This is a genomic window from Aurantibacter sp. UH7 (genome assembly GCF_056839165.1).
In genome coordinates this window covers 3,404,930-3,422,389 of the sequence record NZ_CM166388.1, presented here as the reverse complement: position 1 = coordinate 3,422,389, position 17,460 = coordinate 3,404,930, and the positions used below count along the sequence as shown (strand labels likewise).

The following is a 17,460-nucleotide window of genomic DNA, read 5'->3' as shown; positions in this document are numbered from 1 at the left end:
TTTGCTATTAACATATTAGCAATTATGCTTTCATATTCGATATAACCGAACTTAAAATGTAAAAAATAATAATTAATGGTACCGCTATAAACTTCATTGTAACCAAAAGTACAATGCTAATTATTATAAAAATATACCGCAATGCATTTTCTTTAAAGCCCCATTTTTTAAATTTCAATGCAAATAATTCAATATTCGAATTTAATAGATACGCACTTAAGATGGTTAGCGCTAGCAAAAACCATTCATTAAGAATAATGTCATTTAAAAATTCGTTGTTATGATATATCATAATTAATGGTAACGAAATAATTAACAATGCATTTGCCGGTGTTGGCAATCCAACAAAACTATCTTGTTGATTTTCATCAATATTAAATTTGGCTAAACGGTATGCCGAACCCATAGTTATAAGAAAACCGAAAAAAGGTAATATTGAAATTTCTAAATTTTGCATTTGTGTCGTAACATTCCACCCTCCAGTTTCAGACATCAGCAATAACTGATACATTACAATACCTGGCACTAAGCCGCTAGTTATCATATCCGCAAGCGAATCTAACTGTACTCCCAATTCGCTTCTAACATCCAAAATTCTCGCTGCTAATCCATCGAAGAAATCAAAGAAAATACCTAATAAAACAAAAACTGCAGCAACCTCAAGCTGATTCTTAACTGCAAAAACAGTGGCAACACATCCACAAAAAACATTAAGTAGTGTAATAAAATTAGGAATATGTCTTTTCATTTGTCAAATGATTTTGGTAAAAATAATACAAATTACATTGCTTTTGTCTAGTGCCATATTTTATTCGGATATTTGCGCCTAGACCCAGATAAAATAGTAATGCGGAGATTTTTTCTACTTATTTTTCTATTAATTTTCGTATCCAATGCATATTCGCAACAGGTACAACTATCTCCCACCTCTAAAATTAGTGTACTTACTTGTGGTCCTGGAGATATACTTTACACTGCCTTCGGCCATAGCGCTTTTAGAATAGAAGATCAGGCTCAAAATATCGATGTTGTCTATAATTATGGTGTTTTTGATGCCAGAGGAATGGAATTCTATTATGAATTCTCTCAAGGCAGAATGGACTATTTATTGGCACGTAGTTATTTTTTAGATTTTCTATATGAATATAAATTAGAAAATAGATGGGTAAAAGAACAAGTTCTAAATCTTAATTTGAAACAGCGTAATGAGCTATTTCAGTTTTTAGAGAACAATGCCAGGCCAGAAAATCGAGTATATAAATATGATTATTTACTTAATAATTGCGCAACTAAAATATGGGATGTTCAAAAAAATGTTTTTGGAGACCAACTTATTTTTGATACCGATTATATTGATACCACGTACACCTTTAGGACTTTAATGCAGCAGAATTTGAAAACTAATACTTGGGGTCAATTTGGCATTGACCTAGCTTTAGGTTCGGCAATAGATAGAAAAGCCACCCCGCAAGAACATATGTTTTTACCAGAATATGTTAGTAAACAACTGGCTAAATCAAAACTGGGTCAACAACCTCTAAGCCTTAACGAAACAGAAATAGTAGCTTCTATTAAACAAGAATCAAATAGCAACTTTTTTCTTTCGCCACTTTTCTGTTTTCTTTTGTTTCTTATTATAACGGCCTTAATAACCTCAAAAGATTATAAGAAAAATAAACGCAGTCGTTGGTTTGATTTTATCTTATTCTTTATAACTGGTTTACATGGCTTACTTATTTTCTATTTATGGTTTTTAACAGATCATATTTGGACTGTCTACAACTATAACATCCTTTGGTTGTTTCCTTTAAATACATTTGTAGCATTCTTTTTACTTAAGAAAACGCCACCTTTATGGATTAATAAATACTTAGTTCTGGTGGTAGTACTTATACTAATAACATGTTTGTTATGGTTATTTAAAGTACAATCGTTCTCTGTTTTAATCATCCCAATACAGCTTTTATTAATCATACGTTATCTGTTTTTATACAACAGATTTTCTTCTAAACAATAAACCAAATGAATCTTGCCACAATAGAACGTATTAAAAAATCATATGGTGAATTGGTCTTATTTGAAGACTTATCTTTCGGTATAAATAAAGATCAAAAAATTGCCTTGATTGCCAAAAATGGTACGGGCAAAACTTCTATTTTAAAAATTTTAGCGGGATTAGATACAGCCGATGCTGGACAGGTGAATTTTAGAAAAGATATTAGAGTCTCTTTTCTCCAACAAGAGCCAGACCTTGACCCCAACTTAACTGTTGAACAAACTATTTTCGCTTCAGATAATGAAGTATTAAAGGTTATTGAACGTTATGAAAAGGCGCTGAAAAACCCAGAAAATGAAGACCTATACCAAGCAGCATTTGAAGACATGGAGCGCTACCAAGCTTGGGATTTTGAAACTTTATATAAGCAGATTTTATTTAAATTAAAGCTAGATGATTTATCTGCGAAAGTTGGAAAACTATCCGGCGGACAAAAGAAAAGGTTAGCGCTGGCCAATGCTCTAATAAATAAGCCAGACCTATTAATTCTAGATGAGCCTACCAACCACCTAGATCTTGAAATGATTGAATGGTTAGAAGAATATTTTGCTAAAGAAAACTTGTCGCTATTTATGGTTACGCACGACCGTTATTTCCTAGAACGTGTCTGTAATGAAATATTAGAATTAGATAACGGGCAGTTATATTCGTATAAAGGAAATTACAGCTACTACCTCGAAAAAAAGGAAGCGCGCATAGAACAAGAAGATGTTGAATTGCATAAATCTAAGCGACTTTTCAAAAAGGAACTAGATTGGATGCGCCGCCAACCAAAAGCACGAACCACAAAATCTAAATCGCGTATTGATGATTTTTCAGAAATAAAAGCACGTGCAAGTAAAAGACGAGATGACCATGAAGTTCAGTTAGAGATAAACATGGACAGAATGGGAAACAAAATATTGGAATTACATAAAATTTCAAAATCCTATCCTGGAAAAACTATTCTGAATCAATTTGAATACAACTTTCAAAGAAAAGATCGTATTGGGATTATTGGAAAAAATGGAACAGGGAAATCGACTTTCCTTAATTTAATTACGGGTATTGATAAGCCAGATGCTGGAAAAATTGTTACTGGCGATACTTTAAAATTTGGCTACTATACTCAAAGTGGAATTGAAATAAAAGAAGGCCAAAAAGTAATTGATGTAATTAAAGAATTTGGCGATTATATTCCGCTTAAAAAAGGAAGGCAAATTTCTGCGCAACAACTTTTAGAACGCTTTCTTTTTGATAGAAAAAAACAATATGATTTTGTTTCCAAACTAAGTGGTGGCGAGAGAAAACGACTGTATTTATGTACGGTTCTTATTCAAAATCCAAATTTTCTAATATTAGATGAACCTACGAACGACTTAGACATTGTTACCCTAAACATTCTCGAAAATTTCTTATTAGATTTTCCCGGTTGTTTAATTGTAGTATCGCATGATCGTTATTTTATGGATAAAATTGTGGATCATTTATTTGTTTTTAAAGGTGAAGGTGAAATCTTAGATTTTCCTGGTAATTACTCCGATTATCGCGATTATGAAACCAGTTTAGTCTTAGCAGAAAGAGCAAAAAAAGACGCAGACAAACAAGATGCAAAAACAAAAAAATCTTGGAAAAACGACGGCCAAAACAACAAACTCACATATACGCAACAAAAAGAGTATAATAAGCTGGAAAAAGAGATTCAACAACTTGAAGAACAAAAGGAAAAAATTCAACTGCGCTTTTCAACCGAATCTTTAGAGGGCGATGAAATAGACACACTTTCAATGCAATTAAAACAGGCAATTGATTCTATTGAAAGAAAAACAGAACGCTGGTTCGAGCTTTCTGCAATTGTGGAAGGATAAAATTGAAAATGTCTAAATTTCTAAAACATCTAAAATTTCTCTCATCAGCCACTAACCATCATGGGGTGCACTCCCCTTTTGTTTTTAATTATATTACAAAATGTTTATATCTTAATAAAATTTATAAAAAATCTAAAACACTTGATGTTCTACTGAAGAGCATTACATATTTCGATTATAAATCTTTGCAGATTATCGATAATAAAATGGTGACAGCTCTGATAAACGAAAAGTTTGTAGATTGTACATTCAATGAAAATTCGATTGACCTAATTTATACAGATATTGTTACTCCTGAATTAGTAAACTTGTTTTTTTCTAAAGAAAAAACACATAATAATTCAATGCTCTTAATTAATGATATTAATAAAAACAAAGAATCAATACTGCAATGGCATCAAATTATCAAGTCTGAAGCAGCAACAGTAACAATAGATTTCTTTTATTGCGGAGTTGTATTTTTAAGAAAAGAACAAGTAAAAGAACATTTTAAGATTCGACTGTAAACAAGTAATTTTAAATCATGGACAAATCAATATATATCATAGCAGGAGTTCTATTTGCGATTTATCTTATTATTTCAATGCGTAATAGAAGTCGGTCGAGACAACGAAAGTCTAAAAAATTCATGGAAGGCAATACCAGAAAAGAGAGAAAAAAACAATAATTAAAACTGTATTAGATTTTAGTATTTAAACTTGAATATTAATTATGAAAATATATACTAAAACTGGTGACAAAGGAGAAACATCATTGTATGGTGGAACTCGTGTTTCAAAACATCACCTCAGAATTGATGCTCTAGGCAGTGTTGATGAGCTAAATTCCTGGGTTGGTTTATTAAAAGACCAAGAAATTAACGATTCTAGCAAAGAATTACTTTTACTAATACAGCACAAACTTTTTACTTTAGGTGCCATTTTGGCAACTGACCCGGAAAAAGCTATCTTAAAATCTGGAAAAGAACGCCTGAATATTAATAAAATTAATACAACGGATATTAGTCTGTTAGAAGATGAAATTGATCATATGAATAAAATGCTTCCGGAAATGACACATTTTATTTTACCAGGAGGGCACACAACTATTTCATACTGCCATATTGCACGTACAGTTTGTAGGCGTGCAGAGCGATCTGCTTCAATACTAAATGAACAGCAGGCCATTGAAATTAATGTACTTGCCTATTTAAATAGATTATCGGACTACTTATTCGTGTTGGCACGGAAATTGACATTAGATTTAAACGTGGATGAAATAAAATGGATGCCTGCTAAAAACGGCTAATAAATCCGTAATTTATCCGTTATCAAATTATTAAGGTTGAAATAATTGCTTATTCTGAAGAAAATAAGTCCAAAAAGCTTGGCAGTGTCAGTAATAAAATTATTTTTGCAAAAAATTAAAAATCAAACTACTGCGATGTATTGGACATTAGAATTAGCATCTTATTTAAGTGATGCACCTTGGCCGGCCACAAAAGATGAACTAATAGATTACTCTATTAGAACAGGAGCACCTCTAGAAGTTGTAGAAAATCTACAATCAATGGAAGAAGAAGGTGGCGAAATTTATGAATCTATAGAAGAGATTTGGCCCGACTACCCAACGGAAGAAGACTACCTCTGGAACGAGGATGAATATTAAAATATAGACCTAAATGTGTCTTAAAAGTCTCTTCGGAGGCTTTTTTTTTATGTAATTTTGTCAGCAATTGAAGATCTTTTCTAAGAAAATCATAACTGGAATACCTTTTGCTTTACTGTTGACAATAATTTTCAGAAGCATTCCTAAGGTTTTCAGGTGATTCAGAAATAACAAATACCGATTATGAGTTTACTCAATTCTATATTAAAAACGTTCGTTGGCGATAAGTCTAAGAAAGATGTCAAAGAACTACAACCACTACTCAATAAAATTAAATCTTTCGAACAAGCTCTTGAAGCCCTGAGCATTGACGAACTTCGAGCGAAGACTGAAGAGTTTAAATCTAAAATAAGAGATAGTTATTCGAAAGAAACAAGTAAAATTGAAGCCCTTCAAGCAGAAGTTCAAGCATCAAATGATATTGATAAAAATGAAGATATCTATGCGGAAATTGATAAGCTAAAAGATGAAATATATACTATTTCAGAAAAGACCTTAAACGATATTCTACCAGAAGCTTTTGGCGTTGTTAAAGAAACGGCGAAACGCTTTGTCGCTAATAAAACCTTAACTGTTGAGGCTAGCGAAAGAGATAGAGAATTATCGGGCTCCAAAGAATATGTGTCCTTAGATGGTGATAATGCTATTTGGCAAAATTCATGGAACGCCGCAGGTAAAGAAGTTACTTGGGATATGGTGCATTACGATGTACAGCTCATCGGAGGTATTGCTATGCACCAAGGAAAAATTGCTGAAATGCATACTGGTGAAGGTAAAACCTTAGTGGCAACATTACCACTTTATTTAAATGCCTTGACAGGAAATGGAACGCATTTAGTTACCGTTAATGATTATTTAGCGAAGCGAGATAGTGCATGGATGGCTCCTATATTTGAATTTCATGGACTAACGGTGGACTGTATTGATTATCATAAACCAAACTCGGACGGCAGACGCGCCGCATATAATGCTGACATCACTTACGGTACCAATAATGAATTCGGTTTTGATTACCTACGTGACAATATGGCTCATACACCAAAAGATTTGGTGCAAAGACCACACAATTTCGCAATTGTAGATGAGGTGGATTCAGTTTTAGTTGATGATGCTCGTACGCCTTTAATTATCTCTGGTCCTGTACCAGAAGGTGAGCGTCATGAATTTAACGAGTTGAAACCAAAAATTGCCGATATAGTTCAAAAACAAAGACAGTATTTAACAGGTGTTCTTGCTGAAGCTAAAAAGAAAATTGCTGAAGGCGACACCAAAGAAGGTGGTTTTCTTTTACTTCGTGTGCATAGAGGTTTACCTAAGAATAAGGCACTTATAAAGTATTTAAGTGAAGAAGGTATAAAACAGTTATTACAAAAAACTGAAAATTACTACATGCAAGATAACAACCGCGAAATGCCGATTGTTGATGAAGAATTGTTATTTGTAATTGAAGAGAAAAACAATCAAATTGAATTAACCGATAAAGGAATTGAACATATATCTGGTAGCAGTGACAATAAAGATTTCTTTATTATGCCCGATATTGGTGGTGAAATCGCTAAAATCGAAAATCAAAATCTTGATATTGAAGAGGAAGCTGAATTAAAAGATAAATTATTCAAAGAATTTGGCGTTAAAAGCGAACGTATTCATACCATGCGTCAATTATTAAAGGCCTATACCTTATTCGAAAAAGATGTTGAATATGTGGTTATGGAAAATAAGGTGATGATAGTTGATGAGCAAACCGGTCGTATTATGGATGGCCGTCGCTACTCAGACGGACTTCACCAAGCTATTGAAGCAAAAGAAAATGTAAAAATTGAGGCGCTAACTCAAACATTTGCAACTGTTACATTACAGAACTATTTTAGAATGTATCGCAAACTGTCAGGTATGACGGGTACTGCGATTACTGAAGCTGGAGAATTTTGGGAAATCTATAAGTTAGATGTAATGGAGATTCCTACCAATAGACCCATTGCCCGTGACGATAGACACGATTTAATTTATAAGACAAAGCGTGAAAAATACAATGCAATAATTGATGAAGTCACTAAACTGTCTCAACAAGGGCGACCTGTATTAATAGGTACAACATCGGTTGAAATTTCCGAACTACTTTCTCGTATGTTACATATTAGAAAAGTGGAGCACAATGTATTGAATGCAAAATTACATAAGAAAGAAGCAGATGTTGTCGCAGAAGCAGGTAACGCAGGTATTGTTACTATTGCTACGAACATGGCAGGTAGAGGTACCGATATTAAATTATCACAGCAGGTAAAAGATGCTGGCGGATTGGCAATTGTAGGTACAGAAAGGCATGACTCTAGACGTGTTGATAGGCAGTTAAGAGGTCGTTCTGGTCGACAAGGTGATCCGGGTAGTTCGCAATTCTATGTTTCATTAGAAGATAATCTAATGCGATTATTTGGCTCGGAACGCGTAGCTAAAATGATGGATAAAATGGGGCTTGAAGATGGTGAAGTTATTCAGCATTCAATGATGACCAAGTCTATTGAACGTGCACAGAAAAAAGTAGAAGAGAATAACTTTGGGGTTCGTAAGCGTTTACTTGAATATGATGATGTTATGAATGCTCAACGTGAAGTTGTGTATAAAAGAAGACGACATGCATTACAAGGTGAACGTTTAAAAGTAGATATTGCTAATATGGTTTATGATACCTGTGAGGTAATTGCAGAGACCAATAAAAATGCAAATGACTTTAAGAATTTTGAGTTTGAATTAATCAAATTTTTCTCAATAACTTCTCCGGTTTCTGAAGCTGATTTTTCAAAAATGAGCTTTCAAGAATTGGCAAATGCCATTTATAAGACAGCATACGACCATTATCAGGTTAAAATTGAACGAAATGCTGCCACTGCTTTTCCTGTTATTAAAAAAGTATATGAAGATAGTGCCAACAAGTTTGAACGTATAGTTGTTCCATTTACTGATGGTATTAAAACATTAAATGTTGTTACAAATCTTCAAGATGCATATGACAGTAATGGTAAACAATTGGTAACCGATTTTGAGAAGAATATTACGTTAGCAATAATTGATGATTCGTGGAAAACACACCTTCGCAAAATGGATGAATTAAAACAGTCTGTTCAATTGGCGGTACATGAACAAAAAGACCCTTTATTGATTTACAAATTTGAAGCTTTTGAATTGTTTAAATCAATGATTGAAAAGGTAAACAAAGAAGTTGTTTCTTTCTTGTTTAAAGGTGAGTTGCCTAGTGGTAATCCTAACGAAATTCAAGAGGCTCGTCAAACGCAAAGACCTAAGGAAAATATACAAACTTCGAAAGAAGATATTCCTAATAGTGATGAATTAGCTGCTTTAAATAGAGCAGCGGGTCAAAGCCAAGGTCAACGACAACAGGTTACAGAAACGATTGTACGAGATACTCGTAAAATTGGTAGAAACGAACGCGTTACTATTAAGAATATAATGTCTGGAGAAAGTAAAACGTTAAAATACAAACAGGCCGAGGTCTTAATAAGCAAAGGTGAATGGGTATTAACCGATGACTAAAATATTTCAAAACAAAAAAAAGGCGATTTAATTAATCGCCTTTTTTTTGTTCAAAATTCAATATATTTAAGTGAAACTTAAAATAATTGAAAATGACAAACTCCCGTAGAAAATTTATAACCTCAATTAGTATGTTGGCAGCTAGTTCTGCTATACCAATACATGCCTTTGACTTTGGAAAAAACAAAAAACTAAAGGTAGTATTAGTAGGCACTGGTGTTAGAGGTTCTAGTTTCTGGGGAAAAAGACTGGTTGATGAATATTCTGATATTCTAGAATTCGTAGGCTTGTGTGATATTAATCCTGGTCGGCTAGAATATGCTAAAGGCTATATAGGAGTGAAATGTAAAACGTTTACCGATTTTGAAGACATGGTTAACAAATCAAAACCAGATCTTATTATAGTAACTACTAAAGATTCTAGCCACCACGAGTTTATTATAAAAGGATTAGAAATGGGTTGCGACGTACTCACTGAAAAACCCTTAACAACGGATGAAATTAAGTGTCAGGCAATTTTAGATGCCGAGAAGAAATCTCACAAAAAACTAATTGTAGGATTCAATTACCGTTGGAACCCGTACGTAACCAAAGTAAAAGAGTTACTGCAAAACAATAGTATAGGCAAATTAACCTCTGTAGATTTTCATTGGTATTTAAACACTTATCATGGGGCATCTTATTTTCGACGTTGGCACGGCTTAAAAGAACACGGAGGATCACTTTGGGTGCATAAATCTACGCATCATTTTGATTTGTTAAATTGGTGGATAGATTCTGATCCAGAGGAGGTATTCGCTTACGGTGATTTAGAACATTACGGAAAAAACGGACCTTTTAGAGGAGATAATTGCAGAACATGCAACCATAAAAAAGACTGTAATTATTACTGGGACATTACCCAAGACAAGCGTGCTATGGACCTATATGTAAATAACGAAGAACATGATGGGTATATACGTGACAATTGTCTTTTTAGGAAAGAAATTGATATCTATGATAAAATGTCTGCCCAAGTAAAATACAAGAATAATACAGTGCTTAACTATTCACTAACCACCTACTCTCCTATCGAAGGCTGGCGTGTTGCATTTAATGGCACAGAAGGGCGTATAGAGGCATGGTTAGATATTCCGTATACAAAAGCAACTGTAGTCGATCAAGAGGCCTTACATAAAGCTGAAATGGACCAATCGAATAAAGAATTGTTTGATTTAGAGCCTATAATTGTACATAAACTCTGGAAGGACTATGAAACTGTAGATGTTAAAACCACCAAAGCCGGCCATGGCGGTGGTGACAAAAAACTGCAAGATTCAATGTTTAAAAATTCAGAAGGAGAAGATCCATACCAAAGACCTGCAGGTATACGTGATGGGGCTATGTCTGTTTTAATTGGCATTGCGGCCCGACGAAGCATCGAAAATGGTAAACCTATAAGTATCGGAGATCTTACCGACCTTGTACCACAAGAGAAACGGAAAGTATGAAGAAAAATTTAGTAGTATTTTTTATTTGCTTCATCTTTTCAGTCTCGAATATAATTGGACAATCGGAACTACCAAGAATTATTGTAAGCACAGACATTGGTGGTGATGATCCAGATGACTTTCAATCACTAGTACATTTATTAGTTTATGCTGATAAATTTGATATTGAAGGTTTAATAAGTTCTCCTCCGAGTTCAGGTAGAAAGAAAGATATTCTTGAAGCCATTAGAGCCTATGAAAAAGATTATGAGCAACTTAAAAAGCATTCATCAAATTATATTGAACCTGAAATTCTCAGAAATCGCACAAAACAAGGAGCTTTAGAGCCACAAGTAGAAGAGATTCCGCAAGATGTATCTGAAGGGGCTAACTATATTATCGAAAAGGCTATGGAAGATGAAACAAGCCCACTTTGGATTCTAGTCTGGGGCTCAATTACAGATGTTGCACAAGCTGTACATCACAACCCAGAGATTAAAAAGAAAATACGTGTTTATTCTATAGGATCTTGGAACACTTGGCAAGATCCAAAAGCAAGAGAGTATCTTTTTAATAATCATAGTGATTTATGGTGGATTGAAAATGACCACACTTTTAGGGGGATGTACCAAGGCGGATATCAGGAAAATGAATACGGTAATATTTCATTTGTATCAAGTTTTATAAAAAATTATGGTGCCTTAGGGCAACTTTTTTATCAACAGAAAAAAGATATAAAAATGGGAGACACTCCTTCGGTTCTATATTTTTTATCTGGTAATATTGATGACCCAACAGATTCTAGCTGGGGTGGTGCATTTATTAAAAGTTCTCATGGAGATAATTATTGGGTGGATAATCCCATCGATTCACTTAAAACTTCAAAACATATTGGTGCGAAAACCGTAAGTATACATAGAAAAATGTACCTCGATGATTGGAGAAAAAGGATGGCTTTTCTAACTAAAAACCCTTAGAAAGTACTTGTTAATCAATATAATTAAGTGTGATAAGTCTTGAAAATAATAGAAAACATAGTTAGTTTTACTTATTCAAACATCCCATTAAATGATAACTAGCGTATTTCTCTGACTACTATTATCCAAAAGGAAAACATTTCTACTATGGAAGAAAAAGATATAATCAGGCACGATCGCCTTGCAAATCAAGCCAGATTAGTTAAACGGGTTTGTTATTTTACCTCGTTTTTTGCACTTGTTTTCGGTACGCTTTGTTTTTATGCACTTAATATTACCGAAGTTATTCCATATATATTTTGGACATTCGGTGTTATAAACCTGATAAATATAATTTTATATCAATATCATAAAAACTTAGTACTCACCTATAATATTGTGTCAATTATGACACTTGCTGGAGCCATAATAATTACCTTATACAGTGGGGGTATTAACAGTCCTTTTATTTTTGTTTTAGCCCTTATAGTGGTAGCAGGCTATGTTTCAACAAAATCGTATGGTAGCCTTTATTTAAACCTGAATTTACTAATAATCTTATTAATTTATTCCCAGAGCATTACCGATTTTAGTTTTTCAACAAACGTAATACCAGAACAATCAAGGGATTTGTTTGCACTAGTTAGTGTTTTGTTTTCTGTATATCTAATAGGTGGGGTATTTGGTAAAAACTTACTTCGTGCACACCACAATCTCTATAAGAGTAAAGAAGAAATAGAAAAGCGAATTCATGAAAAAGAGACTCTTCTAAAAGAAATACACCATAGAGTAAAAAATAATTTACAAACAGTATCCAGCCTATTGAGTCTGCAATCGAGAAATCTAGAAGACCCAAATATGAAAAGTTTAATTAAGAGTAGTCAAAACCGCGTTATTTCAATGGCTATGGTTCATGAAATGCTGTATATGCGTGATGATTTATCGAAAATTGAATACAAATCATACGTAAAAGAACTCAGCGAATATTTAATTCGCTCATTAAAAGGCTCTGAGAATAATGTGAAATTGAAGTTGAATATTGAAGATGTAAAATTAGGTATCGATACTGCTATTCCATTGGGATTGTTGATTAACGAAGCTATTACCAACGCCCTAAAATATGGCATTAAAGATGATTTAGAAGGTGAAATTAATATTGAACTGAAGAAAGAAAGCTTAGAAGATTTTGTTTTAAATATAGGTGATGATGGAGTTGGCATGCCTGAGGAGGTAACCTATAAAAACACAAAATCACTTGGTTTAAAACTAATTAACAATCTTACTCGGCAATTAAGAGGTACAATTACTCGAGATCTTTCTAAAAAAGGCACAAATTATATTATTAGATTTAGAGATGTTGGTCAAAATTTGCACTCTGTTGCCTAAGAACAAATTTTTACCAAAAAAAACTCTGCTTTTTTAGAAAGCAGAGTTTTTTTTTACTTGTTGTTATTCTCGTTTATTTTTTAACTCGAACTTTGATAGGACGCATTTGACGTTTCTTTTTAAAAGAAATTGCTATCGTTCCTAAAACTAAAGCTATTGTAGTAATAAGTGCTATTAGTATCATTATCATATTTTAGATTAGTGCTTCACCCCCATTCTGGACGGCCCAGCCAATTTTTTAGATTCAATTATTATGCCAACTTTGAACAATTTCCTCTTAGGCTAAAAACCAAAGCTTTTTTAATTCTTGTGTTCTTAAACCTATACAACCTTACAAGGTCCGATTTATTGTTGTTTATTATCTTAATCTTTTCACAATTGTTATCACTAAAAGTGCTATAATCCAAAAGAATGCCCACTTTACTATGTTGAATTTTACTTTCATGGATTTCCTTTTTTTGGGTCAATGCCAAAACACCAACCAAGATTATAAGAATTAAAGTTAAAATTACCTTCATGATTAAGTTTTAATATCTGAAACTTAGAACTATATAAATATAACTTTGATATTCGATTTACTTACTTAAAAAACGTTCAAAGCCTTTTAATATCGGTAATTAGAGAAATGTTAGTTGAAATGTGATGTATTATCGATATTTCCAATTCAACTACTCTCTATAAAACGTCTTTTAAGACATTTCGACGAAGACTTTTAACCTAAATATGGTCGTTTATCCTTATTATTTGCAGATTTTCGAATAGATATTGTAATGCGTATATTTTGTGCCTAATTTGTAGTAGACCACTTCTTACCTAGACCTCCCTTTTTATAGAGCCCAATCCTCCGATGGGCGAAATTTAAGTGTTGCTTTTTGATTATCATTTCAACTAGTATGAACTAGACATTTTCGTAAAATGAACTAGTAAAATGCAATAGTGCAACAGAAAAAATATATGCTCATGCTCTGGTATTACAGGATATTGAAAGACATAAACAACATATAAACACAACCATTAACTACACTTAAATGAGCAAAGTGCCTATTCCTGAAATAGTAACAAAAAAGAAAAGTGGAACAGAAAAGTTTCAATTTAATAATGAAATACTAAATATTAGCCTGTCAAAATTTTGGAGTTGGAATCAATCTAACTTAATTGAAAACAGAACTAGAGGTCTTTTAGCTGAATTTATAGTCAAAAATGCACTCGAGTTAAAATCTGATTACCGCATTGAATTTGCAAACTTTGACTTAATAACAACACAAGGCCTTAAAATTGAAATAATTTCGGCTGCCTATATACAAAGCTGGTCACAGCAAAAGCACTCCGAAATTAAATTCGGAATTGCACCAACCATAGGAAATAAAGAAAACCCCAATTTTGATGGTAAGAAAAGACGATGGTCTGATTATTATATATTCTGTGTTTTAAATAACAAAGATCAAAACACGATTAATCCATTAGATTTGAGCCAATGGACGTTCTATGTTCTAAAAACAGAGGTGCTGAATATATTCAAACAAGATCAAAAAACTATTGGGTTGAACTCACTTCTAGAGTTAAGACCCATAAAATGCGATTATTTTGGACTTAAAAAAGTAGTTAAACCTTAAGAATTAACGAATTCTTGAGAAGTCTTTTAAATTGCTATAAGCTTAAAAAGATGAGTAAGATTAATTATTAAGCTTTTTTACTTTTGTTTCTTTTAGTAGTAAAAGATAAAGCCTTCTTAACTCTACTGTTTGTTCTTCTGTATAAACGAGCTACTTCAGTGTTCTTTTCAGCAGTAACTTCCTTTACTGTAGTTTCTGTAGTAATTGTCATTTCAACTGTGTCGATATTAACTTCTTCTGTTGCAGTTTGTGCTTGTGCAGCTACTCCGATAAAAAGAACAAAAATTAAAGTTGCGATAGTTTTCATGACTGTTTGCTTTATATATATAAAACCCACAGACCCCATTTTACGGGGGATTGGTTCGTTCAACGAGAACAAATACTCGTTAACTAACAAAAACTCTGTTTAACTGTAAAAAAGCCTCGATAACGGTAATCAACCCCTAAAACACCTTATCGAAAGAAGTTGTTTTTAATCGGAATTAAATCAATATAAAATGAAGAAAAACAATAATTAATAGGGAAATTTGCGCTTGCTAAACCAAATTACAAACCCTGTTATAGGCAAAGAGGCCATAACTAATGAAGTTAGACAAACCAGAAAACGACCGAAGAATCCGCCTATATTACCCAAATGAATATCATAAGCAAGTCCGTTTATCATTTTAAAGGCACTAGACTCGTTATATAAGCCATTTTCAAATCTTCCTGGAATTAACTGTCCTGTATATTGATCGAAATAATAATTATTTGTTCGATGAATTCTACGCAGAACATCGGATAATGCAACTGTAATAGGGTCTGAAGCTTCATGCGGATAAATAATTCGTATTGATGTATTCTGATTATTATCTAGAAAGCTATAGGCCAGGCTATCTACTTTTAAAGCTAGATCATGCTTATTCGAAATACCATTTACATTCGATTCTGGAGAAGTATATAAAATGTCATTATCTGCGGTAGTCTTCTTTATTATGTTTCGAAGGGGTTCAAATCCCCAAAAGACCCCTGTAAGTATTATACAGACTCCAACCCAAGAGGCATAGAACCCAAGAACATTGTGTAAATCAAAATAAAACTTTAAGGACTTTGACTTCCATTTAATTATAAAATGATTCTTTCTCTTAAACTTCTTATTTGGCCACCACAATATTATGCCGGTAATTACCATAATTAGTGCTAGAAGTGTGACCCAATGAACTATTGTTTTTCCAAAATCGCCCAAAAGCAGGTTCCTGTGCAGTAATTTCAATTTATTTAGTCCGCCCTGCTTCATATCCTGTAAATGAATAAGTTCACCCGTATATGGGTTCATAAAGGCATAATAATAAGTTCCGGGGACATATAAGAGTACGTTTGCTGTCCTTGACTTCCCTTGGAAGAGTACCCCTCGAAAATCTCCATCAGGAAATTCTTTAGACTAATGTCTTTCAAAGTCGAGACTTTAACGAAAGTCTGATTTTTAGGGCTTACTTTTTGCTTATAAATAATAGCAGCTATTTCTGGCACCCAAGTATATATAGCTCCAGATAAGGCAATAATAAAAAATAGGATTCCTACAGTTAGACCAATATACAAATGAACCTTGTATAGAATTTTATTCAAAGTGAAGCTGTTTGATATCGACTTTTACCTAATCAAATATAACTTTTTTGAAATCGTAAATTTATAAGCTAGTACTTTGAAAGCTACTTGTAGTCCTATTAAAATATGCATACTCTTAAATGAAGAGTATTTGAATTAAGCTTTTTTACTTTTGTTTCTTTTAGTTGTAAAAGATAATGCCTTCTTAACTCTACTGTTTGTTCTTCTGTATAAACGAGCTACTTCAGTGTTCTTTTCAACAGTAACTTCTTTTACTATAGTTTCTGTAATTATTGTCATTTCAACTGTGTCGATATTAACTTCTTCTGTTGCAGTTTGTGCTTGTGCAGCTACTCCGATAAAAAGAACAAAAATTAAAGTTGCGATAGTTTTCATGACTGTTTGCTTTATATATATAAAACCCACAGACCCCATTTTACGGGGGTTTGGTTCGTTCAACGAGAACAAATACTCGTTAACCAACAAAAACTCTGTTTAACTGTAAAAAAGCACCGATAACGGTAATCTACCCCTAAAACACCTTATCGAAAGAAGGTGTTCTTAATCGGGTTTATTACCCTGTAAATTTTCTTCAACTAGCATTTATTGATGGTTTTCATAAAAAGAATGGAAATCAATAATTAGATATACTACTTATACCTTATTTTTAATGAGATGGAGAAGATATTTGATATTGATAGGCTGGACCATGTTGCGATTACTGTAAAAGATATGGAAGCTTCTATAAAGTGGTATGAAAAAGTATTAGGTCTAAAATCGTATAAACTACCCAGATGGGGAGAGTATCCAGTGTTTTTATTATCCGGTAAGGCCGGAATAGCCCTTTTTCCTGCAGAACCCGAACATCATGAATTACCAATTAATGCTACAACTATAAAGATTGATCATTTTGCCTTTCATGTGAACCAGCAAAATCTTAAAAAGGCAATAGATCACTATGAATCTTTGAATCTTGAGTATCGCTTTAAAGATCATTACTATTATCATTCTGTTTACACTAATGATTTAGATGGACATACTGTTGAACTTACGTCGCTAATTGAAGAATATTCCTTTTTTAAGTAATTATGCTTTTTTACTTCTGTTTCTTTTAGTTGTAAAAGATAATGCCTTCTTAACTCTACTGTTTGTTCTTCTGTATAAACGAGCTACTTCAGTGTACTTTTCAGCAGTAACTTCTTTTACTGTAGTTTCTGTAATAATTGTCATTTCAACTGTGTCGATATTAACTTCTTCTGTTGCAGTTTGTGCTTGTGCAGCTACTCCGATAAAAAGAACAAAAATTAAAGTTGCGATAGTTTTCATGACTGTAGGTTTTATATATATAAAACC

17 protein-coding genes are annotated in these 17,460 nt (G+C 33.0%); 11 read left to right on the top strand and 6 right to left on the bottom strand.

All coding sequences use genetic code 11. From position 1 onward, the window contains the following. Positions 1 to 22 precede the first annotated feature (22 nt). On the bottom strand, positions 23 to 748 hold the full coding sequence (locus UH7x_RS14560; RefSeq protein ID WP_482360652.1) for a CDP-alcohol phosphatidyltransferase family protein: 726 nt from the start codon (positions 746 to 748) through the stop codon (positions 23 to 25). A 99-nt stretch (positions 749 to 847) separates the two neighbouring features. Here UH7x_RS14560 and UH7x_RS14555 point away from each other — a divergent pair, with 99 nt between their 5' ends. The 10 genes from UH7x_RS14555 to UH7x_RS14510 all read left to right on the top strand — a co-directional run bounded on the left by UH7x_RS14555 (position 848) and on the right by UH7x_RS14510 (position 14,523). Further along, positions 848 to 2,017: a lipoprotein N-acyltransferase Lnb domain-containing protein gene (locus tag UH7x_RS14555; protein ID WP_482360651.1), complete on the top strand. Its 1,170-nt coding sequence runs from the start codon at positions 848 to 850 to the stop codon at positions 2,015 to 2,017. A gap of 5 nt (positions 2,018 to 2,022) precedes the next feature. Further along, positions 2,023 to 3,903 (top strand): ABC-F family ATP-binding cassette domain-containing protein, encoded by a 1,881-nt coding sequence (locus UH7x_RS14550; protein ID WP_482360650.1) that lies wholly within the window; start codon positions 2,023 to 2,025, stop codon positions 3,901 to 3,903. Positions 3,904 to 3,911: 8 nt separating this feature from the next. Continuing rightward, positions 3,912 to 4,409 carry a hypothetical protein gene (locus UH7x_RS14545; protein ID WP_482360649.1) on the top strand — a complete coding sequence of 166 codons (498 nt, stop codon included), beginning with the start codon at positions 3,912 to 3,914 and terminating at the stop codon, positions 4,407 to 4,409. A gap of 205 nt (positions 4,410 to 4,614) precedes the next feature. Then, entirely contained in the window at positions 4,615 to 5,190 is a 576-nt protein-coding gene (locus UH7x_RS14540; RefSeq protein ID WP_482360648.1) for a cob(I)yrinic acid a,c-diamide adenosyltransferase, read from the top strand. 135 nt (positions 5,191 to 5,325) lie between these two features. After that, positions 5,326 to 5,550: a DUF2795 domain-containing protein gene (locus UH7x_RS14535; protein ID WP_013994285.1), complete on the top strand. Its 225-nt coding sequence runs from the start codon at positions 5,326 to 5,328 to the stop codon at positions 5,548 to 5,550. 183 nt (positions 5,551 to 5,733) lie between these two features. After that, positions 5,734 to 9,099, top strand: a complete 3,366-nt coding sequence (secA, locus tag UH7x_RS14530; protein ID WP_482360647.1) for a preprotein translocase subunit SecA — start codon at positions 5,734 to 5,736, stop codon at positions 9,097 to 9,099. A gap of 92 nt (positions 9,100 to 9,191) precedes the next feature. Further along, positions 9,192 to 10,589, top strand: coding sequence for a Gfo/Idh/MocA family oxidoreductase (locus UH7x_RS14525; RefSeq protein WP_482360646.1), 1,398 nt, complete (start codon positions 9,192 to 9,194; stop codon positions 10,587 to 10,589). Beyond that, positions 10,586 to 11,545, top strand: coding sequence for a DUF1593 domain-containing protein (locus UH7x_RS14520; protein WP_482360645.1), 960 nt, complete (start codon positions 10,586 to 10,588; stop codon positions 11,543 to 11,545). Before UH7x_RS14525 ends, UH7x_RS14520 begins: the two co-directional genes overlap by 4 nt. 147 nt (positions 11,546 to 11,692) lie before the next feature. Then, positions 11,693 to 12,910, top strand: a complete 1,218-nt coding sequence (locus UH7x_RS14515) for a sensor histidine kinase (RefSeq protein WP_482360644.1) — start codon at positions 11,693 to 11,695, stop codon at positions 12,908 to 12,910. 1,028 nt (positions 12,911 to 13,938) lie between these two features. Then, the gene (locus tag UH7x_RS14510; RefSeq protein WP_482360643.1) at positions 13,939 to 14,523 is read left to right on the top strand and encodes a hypothetical protein; all 585 of its coding nucleotides are present in this window, start codon (positions 13,939 to 13,941) and stop codon (positions 14,521 to 14,523) included. Between the two features lie 67 nt (positions 14,524 to 14,590). Here the strand turns inward: UH7x_RS14510 and UH7x_RS14505 are convergent, their stop codons facing one another. From UH7x_RS14505 to UH7x_RS14490, 4 genes are all read right to left on the bottom strand, one after another. Then, the gene (locus UH7x_RS14505; RefSeq protein WP_482360642.1) at positions 14,591 to 14,830 is read right to left on the bottom strand and encodes a hypothetical protein; all 240 of its coding nucleotides are present in this window, start codon (positions 14,828 to 14,830) and stop codon (positions 14,591 to 14,593) included. Between the two features lie 207 nt (positions 14,831 to 15,037). Further along, entirely contained in the window at positions 15,038 to 15,838 is an 801-nt protein-coding gene (locus tag UH7x_RS14500; RefSeq protein WP_482360641.1) for a PepSY-associated TM helix domain-containing protein, read from the bottom strand. Then, positions 15,835 to 16,128, bottom strand: coding sequence for a PepSY domain-containing protein (locus UH7x_RS14495; RefSeq protein WP_482360640.1), 294 nt, complete (start codon positions 16,126 to 16,128; stop codon positions 15,835 to 15,837). The genes UH7x_RS14500 and UH7x_RS14495 overlap by 4 nt, the downstream gene beginning before the upstream one ends. 135 nt (positions 16,129 to 16,263) lie before the next feature. Next, positions 16,264 to 16,503 (bottom strand): hypothetical protein, encoded by a 240-nt coding sequence (locus UH7x_RS14490; RefSeq protein WP_482360639.1) that lies wholly within the window; start codon positions 16,501 to 16,503, stop codon positions 16,264 to 16,266. A 279-nt stretch (positions 16,504 to 16,782) separates the two neighbouring features. On the opposite strand from UH7x_RS14490, the gene UH7x_RS14485 reads away from it, so the two are divergent. Then, a complete protein-coding gene (locus UH7x_RS14485; RefSeq protein WP_482360638.1) occupies positions 16,783 to 17,193 on the top strand; it encodes a VOC family protein in 411 nt (136 codons plus the stop codon). On the opposite strand, the gene UH7x_RS14480 is transcribed toward UH7x_RS14485, so the two are convergent. Continuing rightward, a complete protein-coding gene (locus UH7x_RS14480) occupies positions 17,194 to 17,433 on the bottom strand; it encodes a hypothetical protein (protein ID WP_482360637.1) in 240 nt (79 codons plus the stop codon). Positions 17,434 to 17,460: the final 27 nt, after the last annotated feature.

Coding starts and splice junctions, on each gene's coding strand:
- UH7x_RS14545 (WP_482360649.1), top strand. CDS start 3,912: ATGTCTAAATTTCTAAAACATCTAAAATTTCTCTCATCAGCCACTAAC.
- UH7x_RS14525 (WP_482360646.1), top strand. CDS start 9,192: ATGACAAACTCCCGTAGAAAATTTATAACCTCAATTAGTATGTTGGCA.
- UH7x_RS14520 (WP_482360645.1), top strand. CDS start 10,586: ATGAAGAAAAATTTAGTAGTATTTTTTATTTGCTTCATCTTTTCAGTC.
- UH7x_RS14490 (WP_482360639.1), bottom strand. CDS start 16,503: ATGAAAACTATCGCAACTTTAATTTTTGTTCTTTTTATCGGAGTAGCT.
- UH7x_RS14480 (WP_482360637.1), bottom strand. CDS start 17,433: ATGAAAACTATCGCAACTTTAATTTTTGTTCTTTTTATCGGAGTAGCT.
- UH7x_RS14535 (WP_013994285.1), top strand. CDS start 5,326: ATGTATTGGACATTAGAATTAGCATCTTATTTAAGTGATGCACCTTGG.
- UH7x_RS14550 (WP_482360650.1), top strand. CDS start 2,023: ATGAATCTTGCCACAATAGAACGTATTAAAAAATCATATGGTGAATTG.
- secA (WP_482360647.1), top strand. CDS start 5,734: ATGAGTTTACTCAATTCTATATTAAAAACGTTCGTTGGCGATAAGTCT.
- UH7x_RS14510 (WP_482360643.1), top strand. CDS start 13,939: ATGAGCAAAGTGCCTATTCCTGAAATAGTAACAAAAAAGAAAAGTGGA.
- UH7x_RS14555 (WP_482360651.1), top strand. CDS start 848: ATGCGGAGATTTTTTCTACTTATTTTTCTATTAATTTTCGTATCCAAT.
- UH7x_RS14500 (WP_482360641.1), bottom strand. CDS start 15,838: ATGAACCCATATACGGGTGAACTTATTCATTTACAGGATATGAAGCAG.
- UH7x_RS14560 (WP_482360652.1), bottom strand. CDS start 748: ATGAAAAGACATATTCCTAATTTTATTACACTACTTAATGTTTTTTGT.
- UH7x_RS14505 (WP_482360642.1), bottom strand. CDS start 14,830: ATGAAAACTATCGCAACTTTAATTTTTGTTCTTTTTATCGGAGTAGCT.
- UH7x_RS14485 (WP_482360638.1), top strand. CDS start 16,783: ATGGAGAAGATATTTGATATTGATAGGCTGGACCATGTTGCGATTACT.
- UH7x_RS14540 (WP_482360648.1), top strand. CDS start 4,615: ATGAAAATATATACTAAAACTGGTGACAAAGGAGAAACATCATTGTAT.
- UH7x_RS14515 (WP_482360644.1), top strand. CDS start 11,693: ATGGAAGAAAAAGATATAATCAGGCACGATCGCCTTGCAAATCAAGCC.